8 protein-coding genes are annotated in these 6,748 nt (G+C 63.0%); all 8 read left to right on the top strand.

Features of this window, described 5'->3' with window-relative positions; all coding sequences use genetic code 11:
- Positions 1–154 precede the first annotated feature (154 nt).
- The gene (locus Q0239_RS01910) at positions 155–403 is read left to right on the top strand and encodes a DNA-binding protein (protein WP_298597568.1); all 249 of its coding nucleotides are present in this window, start codon (positions 155–157) and stop codon (positions 401–403) included.
- Positions 403–1,287 carry a replication initiator protein A gene (locus Q0239_RS01905; RefSeq protein WP_298597563.1) on the top strand — a complete coding sequence of 295 codons (885 nt, stop codon included), beginning with the start codon at positions 403–405 and terminating at the stop codon, positions 1,285–1,287. The genes Q0239_RS01910 and Q0239_RS01905 overlap by 1 nt, the downstream gene beginning before the upstream one ends.
- A 247-nt stretch (positions 1,288–1,534) precedes the next feature.
- On the top strand, positions 1,535–2,056 hold the full coding sequence (locus Q0239_RS01900; protein ID WP_298597560.1) for a DUF2840 domain-containing protein: 522 nt from the start codon (positions 1,535–1,537) through the stop codon (positions 2,054–2,056).
- Positions 2,053–2,646, top strand: a complete 594-nt coding sequence (locus tag Q0239_RS01895) for a S26 family signal peptidase (RefSeq protein ID WP_298597558.1) — start codon at positions 2,053–2,055, stop codon at positions 2,644–2,646. The genes Q0239_RS01900 and Q0239_RS01895 overlap by 4 nt, the downstream gene beginning before the upstream one ends.
- Complete coding sequence (locus Q0239_RS01890) at positions 2,643–2,975, top strand: DUF736 domain-containing protein (RefSeq protein ID WP_298597556.1); 333 nt, start codon at positions 2,643–2,645, stop codon at positions 2,973–2,975. Before Q0239_RS01895 ends, Q0239_RS01890 begins: the two co-directional genes overlap by 4 nt.
- A gap of 144 nt (positions 2,976–3,119) precedes the next feature.
- Entirely contained in the window at positions 3,120–3,752 is a 633-nt protein-coding gene (locus tag Q0239_RS01885) for a lytic transglycosylase domain-containing protein (RefSeq protein ID WP_298597565.1), read from the top strand.
- Positions 3,753–3,987: 235 nt separating this feature from the next.
- Positions 3,988–5,742, top strand: a complete 1,755-nt coding sequence (locus Q0239_RS01880; RefSeq protein ID WP_298597554.1) for a DUF3363 domain-containing protein — start codon at positions 3,988–3,990, stop codon at positions 5,740–5,742.
- Positions 5,743–5,776: 34 nt separating this feature from the next.
- Positions 5,777–6,748 (top strand): type IV secretory system conjugative DNA transfer family protein (locus tag Q0239_RS01875; protein ID WP_298597552.1); only part of this gene is annotated, 972 nt, incomplete at its 3' end.

Below are 6,748 nucleotides of genomic sequence, written 5' to 3'. Positions count from 1 at the left end.
GCGGCTATCTCGCCCTGTTGAGCGGCCACTGATCGGGACATTCGGCAGGGCTGCCCTATGTCCGTTCACCGACAAGCTGCAAGCATCCAAATCTCACCTCCTGCCCGCCTGACCTGTCGCCAGTGTCCGGCATACCATCAGGAGGTTCTCTACGATCGAAATTGCCACATCTGCGGTCCAGCGGTTTCTCAAGACGCCCGACGCTGCCATCCATCTTGGCCTGTCCGCCCGAACGCTCGAGAAACATCGCTGTTACGGAACCGGCCCCGTCTACCGAAAACTGGGTGGGCGTATCGTTTACGCGATTGCTGACCTCAATGCCTGGGCCGAAATCGGCCGCCGAAATTCGACGTCAGATCCCGGCAAAGGTGTTTGCCTCCCCGCGCGTCCGGTGCGGCGCTGATGCGAAGTTCTGCTGCCTCTTCCGCGCATGAAAAATGTGCGCAGCTCGACCTGTTCTACTCGATGCCCGGTGACATTGCCGCGCGCGATGCTCAGGATCTGATGTCCTGGCCCTTCTTCAGCCTTGCCAAGTCGCGGCGCTCCGCACCGATCGACTTCGCAATGGGGGCCACATGGATCTCGGTCGAAGCCGTAGCCGAACACGGCATGGCGACCATCTGGGATGCCGACATTCTGATTTGGGCGGCGAGTCAGCTCGTCGAAGCGCGCGACGCAGGCCGCCCGACATCTCGGCACATCGCCGCCCGTCCGCACGAGATTCTGACCTTCATCGGGCGTGGGACTGGCAAGGACCATTATGAGCGGCTGCGCGCAGCGCTCGACCGCTTGCAATCGACGACCGTTGCCACGTCGATCCGCCAGCAACACCAGCGCCGACGCCACCGCTTCTCCTGGATCAACGAATGGCGGGAGACACTCGACGACCGTGGCCGAGCCGTTGGCATCGAGCTCATCCTGCCCGACTGGTTCTATGCGGGTGTGCTCGATCGCGGCCTGATCCTGACAATCGACCGCGCCTACTTTGCGCTGACTGGCGGCGTCGAGCGCTGGCTCTACCGTATCGTGCGCAAGCATGGTGGACATCAGCGCGGTGGCTGGAGCTTCGACGTTCCGCACCTTCATCTCAAATCAGGTGCGCTTTCGCCGCTCAAGCAATTCGCATTCGAGCTGCGGACCATCGTCCGGCGGCAGTCTCTCCCGGGCTACCATCTGAGCCTTGAGCACAGCTTCGGCCGCGAGCGGCTGATCTTCAAACCCATCCCCGTCGACCCGTTCGTTGCCGCTGCCCGGCGCGTCGGTTTCCCTGTGGAGAAGTTGGCATGACATTCGGCCTATCAAAAACCGTCGGACTCGGCCCATCGGAAACCCGATCCTCGGCCTATCGAAAACCGGGACCATGCGGAAACCCGCAGAATTCTGCGGCAAATCGGCACTCCTCTAACGATGCTAATAGAAAAGAATCCTTCGGATTCTTGCTAACCCTTTTTCAGCCTGTGGATAATCTCGGTGCGACCGGCCTGCTCAACGCCCGCGTCAAGCTTGTCGGGTTCGCGGTGGCAGGAGCGCGGCCATGAGCGAGCCAACTGCGCAGCGGCACAGCTCCTCGCACGCCATCAGGTCAGCAACAGCCAGCGCCCTGACCGAGGTCGAAGTGACCTGGATCGAGAAGCGCTACGAACAATGGATCCGCTTCGGTCGCATTGCGGCTGACACGATCATCAACCGCCGCACGCGCGTCATCGCCTTCCGTCCCGGCGCGGTATTCGCTTTCGTGCGCTGGACCTCGAACGACTATGGCACGATCCATTCGTGCATAGACATCGTGACGGCGGTTGCTCCGGGCGAGGCCTACACGACGTTGCCGTTTGTCCGCCCGGGCGGCGACATCCTGCTGCACATCGAGAGCTGGCCCAAGGTCGCACAGGTGTTGCAGGCCATTGATGCGGTCGAAGCCGCCGGTGTTGATCCGTGCGACGCATCGCCCGATCACTGGCGCCACGTCGGCAACCGGCTGAACGCCGGAATGCCGTTCCGGGCTTACACAGCTGAACGGCACGCAGCCTGGCTCCGGCGCAAGGCGCTCGAAGCATGAGCCGCCGCCGCTATGTTCGCGCCACGATACTGTGGGCAGGCTTGTTCAGCGCCGGGTTCGCAGCAGTCGCCATCCTGTCGCCGCGACCGAGACTGATGTGGAACGCGAGCGCCAGTGCGCCCGTCGGCCTCTATCGCCTCGTGAGCGACACACGCCCAAGGCTCGGCGAGTTGGTCGCCATTGTGCCGCCGGCTGCGACCGCACGGATGATGGCCGATCGCCACTATCTGCCGATCGGCGTACCGCTCATGAAACATGTCGCGGCTCTGCCTGGGCAATGGGCGTGCCGCGCCGGTGCTGTCGTCTCGGTGGACGGCAACCGTGTCGCCATAGCCAAATCGCACGACAGAATGGGGCGGCCTTTGCCAAGCTGGCAGGGCTGTCACCGCGTTCGGACAGACGAATTGTTCCTGTTGAACCCGGCGCCCGACAGCCTTGATGGGCGCTATTTCGGCGCTCTGCCCGCAGCCGGTCTTATCGGCACGGCACACCCCATCCTTACCCGTGATGCACCTGACCAGCCCCTGCGCTGGCGTGACTTTGGTGCGTCCGCCGCTTCCCCAACCACCAACCAGGAGCACAGGCCATGATGATCGGCATCTTTCATTCCGCGCAGGACAGTTTCACGGGCCAAATCCGGACCCTCATGCTCGATGCTGTCGTGACGCTCGTCCCGGCTCAATCGAACGACAGCGACAATGCACCCGACTGGCGCGTGCTGCTCGGCGATGCCGAAACCGGCACTGAAATTGGCGCTGGCTGGAACCGCACAGGCGAGCGCGCCGGTGCCTTTGTCGCGGTGCAGATCGACGACCCGGCCTTTGCCCATCCCCTGCGCGCCAACCTGCTTCGGTCCATGTCCCGTGACGACGAGCATCACCTGCTCTGGTCGCGTCCGACCAATCGCGATCGGAAATAGGCCATGACCGTTGCTTCGCTTCGCCGTCGCAGGTTTTCCGTAGTTCGGATTGCCGTTCGGCTGCGCCTTCACCTTCTCCTTCCCGGCACTTGTTTCGCTCTCGGCTTGGCAGCGGCGACTTCTCCGGTTGCCGCAGTTGCGACGGTGCCTGACCAGTTTGCAGCGCATCCTTATGCGCCGCATGTCGCAGAGGCATCGCAGCGCTTCGGCATTCCCGAGCTCTGGATATGGGCGGTGATGCGGGCGGAAAGTCGCGGCAATTCGCGCGCGGTTTCGCCTGCCGGAGCCATAGGGCTGATGCAGATCATGCCCGGCACTTGGTCTATGCTGAGCGCGCGGCATGGCCTTGGCTCTGACCCGTTCGATGTGCGTGCGAACATCCTTGGAGGTGCGGCCTATCTGCGCGCCATGTGGGATCGGTATCGCAATGTCAGCTTGATGCTGGCGGCCTACAATGCGGGACCAGGCCGTGCCGATGACTATGCTGCCGGTCGTCGCAGTCTTCCGGCAGAAACCGTCAACTACGTCGCCCAGATCGCGCCAAGCCTTGGAATGGCCAGCATCGCTTCGCCTGCTGCCATGCCAACTGCCAATGCTCATCCCTGGCGTCAGGCTACATTGTTCACGCCGCGCAGCGATGGAGAAGCGAGCAGCAATGATGGTGCGGCTGATGTGCAGCCACAGCGCACCCAGCTTGCGTCGCCGTCGGCCTCTTTGCCGATATCGAGCCCCGCGCCGCACCCCCTGTTTGTGTCGCTTTCACCGCGAAATCCGTGATGGGTTACACCAGCGCATCTCTGACGGTTCGGGCGTCGTGTCGGATGGACACGGCGGGGAGGCGTGTGTCTGAGCGAGAGGGCAATTTTGGAGGGCAAGATAAAAGGAGTGCCAGCACCTGGCCCTCATGTGGTTGTTGTAGCGAGATAATTCCGTATGGCACCGGGCAAAGCCTGCCATACAATGCTTCCCAAACACCCGCAAAACTGCGGCGTAATCGTCTGGCACCTTCAAAATGAGCCGAGACGACAATGAATTTCGGGTGCGGCCGGGAAGAAGCAGGGACAGCGGTGCAGCCTCTGGACGGCGAAGCCAGAAGCTGGCGGCTCAGGTCCAGCGTGCCGCCAACAAGGCGGGCCATGCGGGTTCACGGCGAGCGGGTCTGAAACGCGGGAGTGGCAGCGGCAAAGCCGCGCGCGGGCGTCGGACGGTTGCCGCGATGCGCCGCACACCTGGCCAACGCCGCGTTACTGTTATGGCGCGCATAGCTCGCCATAAAGGTGCGCATTACCGCGCCGCACCACTGGCAAAGCACATCAAGTATCTTGAGCGTGACGGCGTGTCCCGCGACGGGCGCGATGCCTCGATGTTCGATGCCCAGACCGACAGGGCTGATCGGGATGCCTTTGCAGGGCGTTGCGAAGATGACCGGCACCACTTTCGTTTCATCGTCTCGCCCGAAGATGCAGGGGACATGGAAGACCTGCGCAGCTTCACCCGCGAATTGATGGCTGACGCGGCCAAGGATCTAGGCACCGAACTGGACTGGGTCGCCGTTGACCATTGGAACACCGACAATCCGCACATCCATGTGCTGGTGCGCGGCGTTGCCAGTGACGGCACCGATCTTGTCATTGACCGGGGCTATATCAGCGAAGGTCTGCGGTTCCGGGCGGAAGAGCGGGTGACGGTCGAACTGGGGCCGCGCACCGAGCTGGACATCCGCACCGCGCTCGAACGCGAGGTCGATGCCGAGCGCTGGACCAGTCTTGACCGGCAGCTTGAACGCTTGGGTCAGGACACGGCCGGTCTTGTCGATCTGCGCCCAGGCGGCGACGCCGATCCCGAAATGCGCCGGCTGCTTTTGGGCCGCGCCGCCAAACTGGAACAGCTGGGGCTGGCCGCGCGCGAAGGGCCTGCAGTGTGGGCGCTGGAGCCCGGTGCCGAAAACACATTGCGCGATCTTTCGGTGCGCAACGACATCATCAAGACGATGCACAATGCCATGAGCCGCGACGGCGGGCGGTTTGATGTATCGGCATTGGCCCTGCATCAGGACGTTCCAAGCGAACCGGTCATCGGACGCCTGGTCGAACGTGGCCTCCACGACGAGCTGACGGGCAGTGCCTATGCCATCGTCGACGGTGTCGATGGCCGCACGCACCATCTGCGGTTCAAGGACATGGAGATGACCGGCGATGCCAAAGCCGGATCGATCGTCGAACTGCGCTCATGGGAGGATGCCAAAGGGCATGACCGGCTGTCGCTCGCCACGCGATCAGACATACCCCTCGAGGCACAGATCAAAGCACCTGGCGCGACGTGGCTTGATCGCCAACTTGTTGCCCGCGATCCCGTGGCAACGGGCAATGGTTTCGGGCGCGAGATGCGCGACGCCTTGGATGCCCGCGCCAGCCATCTCGAAACGCAGGGTCTTGCCCGCCGGCAGGGCCAGCGGGTCATCCTTGCTCAGGATCTCGTCGGAACGCTGAAGAATCAGGAACTGACAGCGGCCACGCAGGCCATCGCCGCGCGCACGGGACTTGAGCACAAACCGTCGGGCGCAGGCGACTATGTCAGCGGCATCTACCGGGAGCGGGTGACGCTTTCGACGGGCCGCTTCGCGATGATCGACGAAGGGCTGGGCTTCCAGCTCGTGCCCTGGCGCCCGGCGCTCGATCAGCACCTCGGCCAGCACATCACCGGCACCATGTCGCCGGGCGGTTCTGTCGACTGGGCCTTGGGCCGCGGACGCGGGATCAGCCTGTGACCCTCATTTACCCCCTCATCAGGAGTAACTTTCAATGAACGCCACCCGTATTCTCTGGGGTCAGGTCATCGCCGTCATCAGCGTCACCTTGCTTGGCATCTGGTCTGCCACCCAATGGACGGCCCACGCCCTTGCGTACCAACCTGAGCTCGGCCAGCCTTGGTTCTGGCTTGGACCTTGGCCAATCTACCCGCCCTACGCCTTCTTCTGGTGGTGGTTTGCGTTCGACGCCTATGCACCAAAGATCTTCCAGACCGGCGCATTCATCGCGGTCTCGGGTGCCATGGCCGCCATAGTCATCGCGATTGCCATGTCGGTGTGGCGCGCGCGGGAGGAGAAGCAGTCAGAGACGTATGGGTCTGCGCGGTGGGCAACCGACAAGGAAATCCGCAAGGCCGGCCTCCTGAAACAGGACGGCGTGGTGATCGGCTCGCACAAGAACCGGTATCTGCGGCACAATGGCCCCGAGCATATTCTCTGCTTTGCGCCGACCCGTTCCGGCAAAGGCGTTGGTCTCGTCATCCCGTCGCTGCTCGCCTGGCCGGGCAGTTGCATCGTCCACGATATCAAAGGCGAGAACTGGGATCTGACGGCGGGCTTTCGCGCGCGGCATGGCCGCGTCCTGCTGTTCGATCCGACCAACCCCGCATCCAACCCCTACAATCCGCTGCTCGAAGTCCGGAAGGGCGATTGGGAGGTGCGTGACGCCCAGAACATCGCAGACATATTGATCGACCCCGAAGGGTCACTGGAAAAGCGCACGCATTGGGAGAAGACCAGCCATTCGCTGCTCGTTGGCACCATCCTGCACGTCCTCTATGCCGAGAAGGACAAGTCGCTGGCCGGGGTCGCTGGCTTCCTTTCCGATCCGCGCCGTTCGATAGAAACCACGCTGCACCGGATGAAGACGACCCCGCACCTCGGCAAAGATGGTGTTCACCCCGTTGTCGCTGCCGCAGCACAGGAACTGCTGAACAAGTCTGACAATGAGCGGTCTGGCGTCCTG

It is taken from the genome of uncultured Sphingorhabdus sp., from assembly GCF_937872355.1.
In the GTDB taxonomy this organism is placed as follows: Bacteria; Pseudomonadota; Alphaproteobacteria; order Sphingomonadales; family Sphingomonadaceae; genus Sphingorhabdus_B.
The sequence above is the reverse complement of the archived record's forward strand: the minus strand, read 5'-3'. Positions and strand labels throughout refer to the sequence as shown.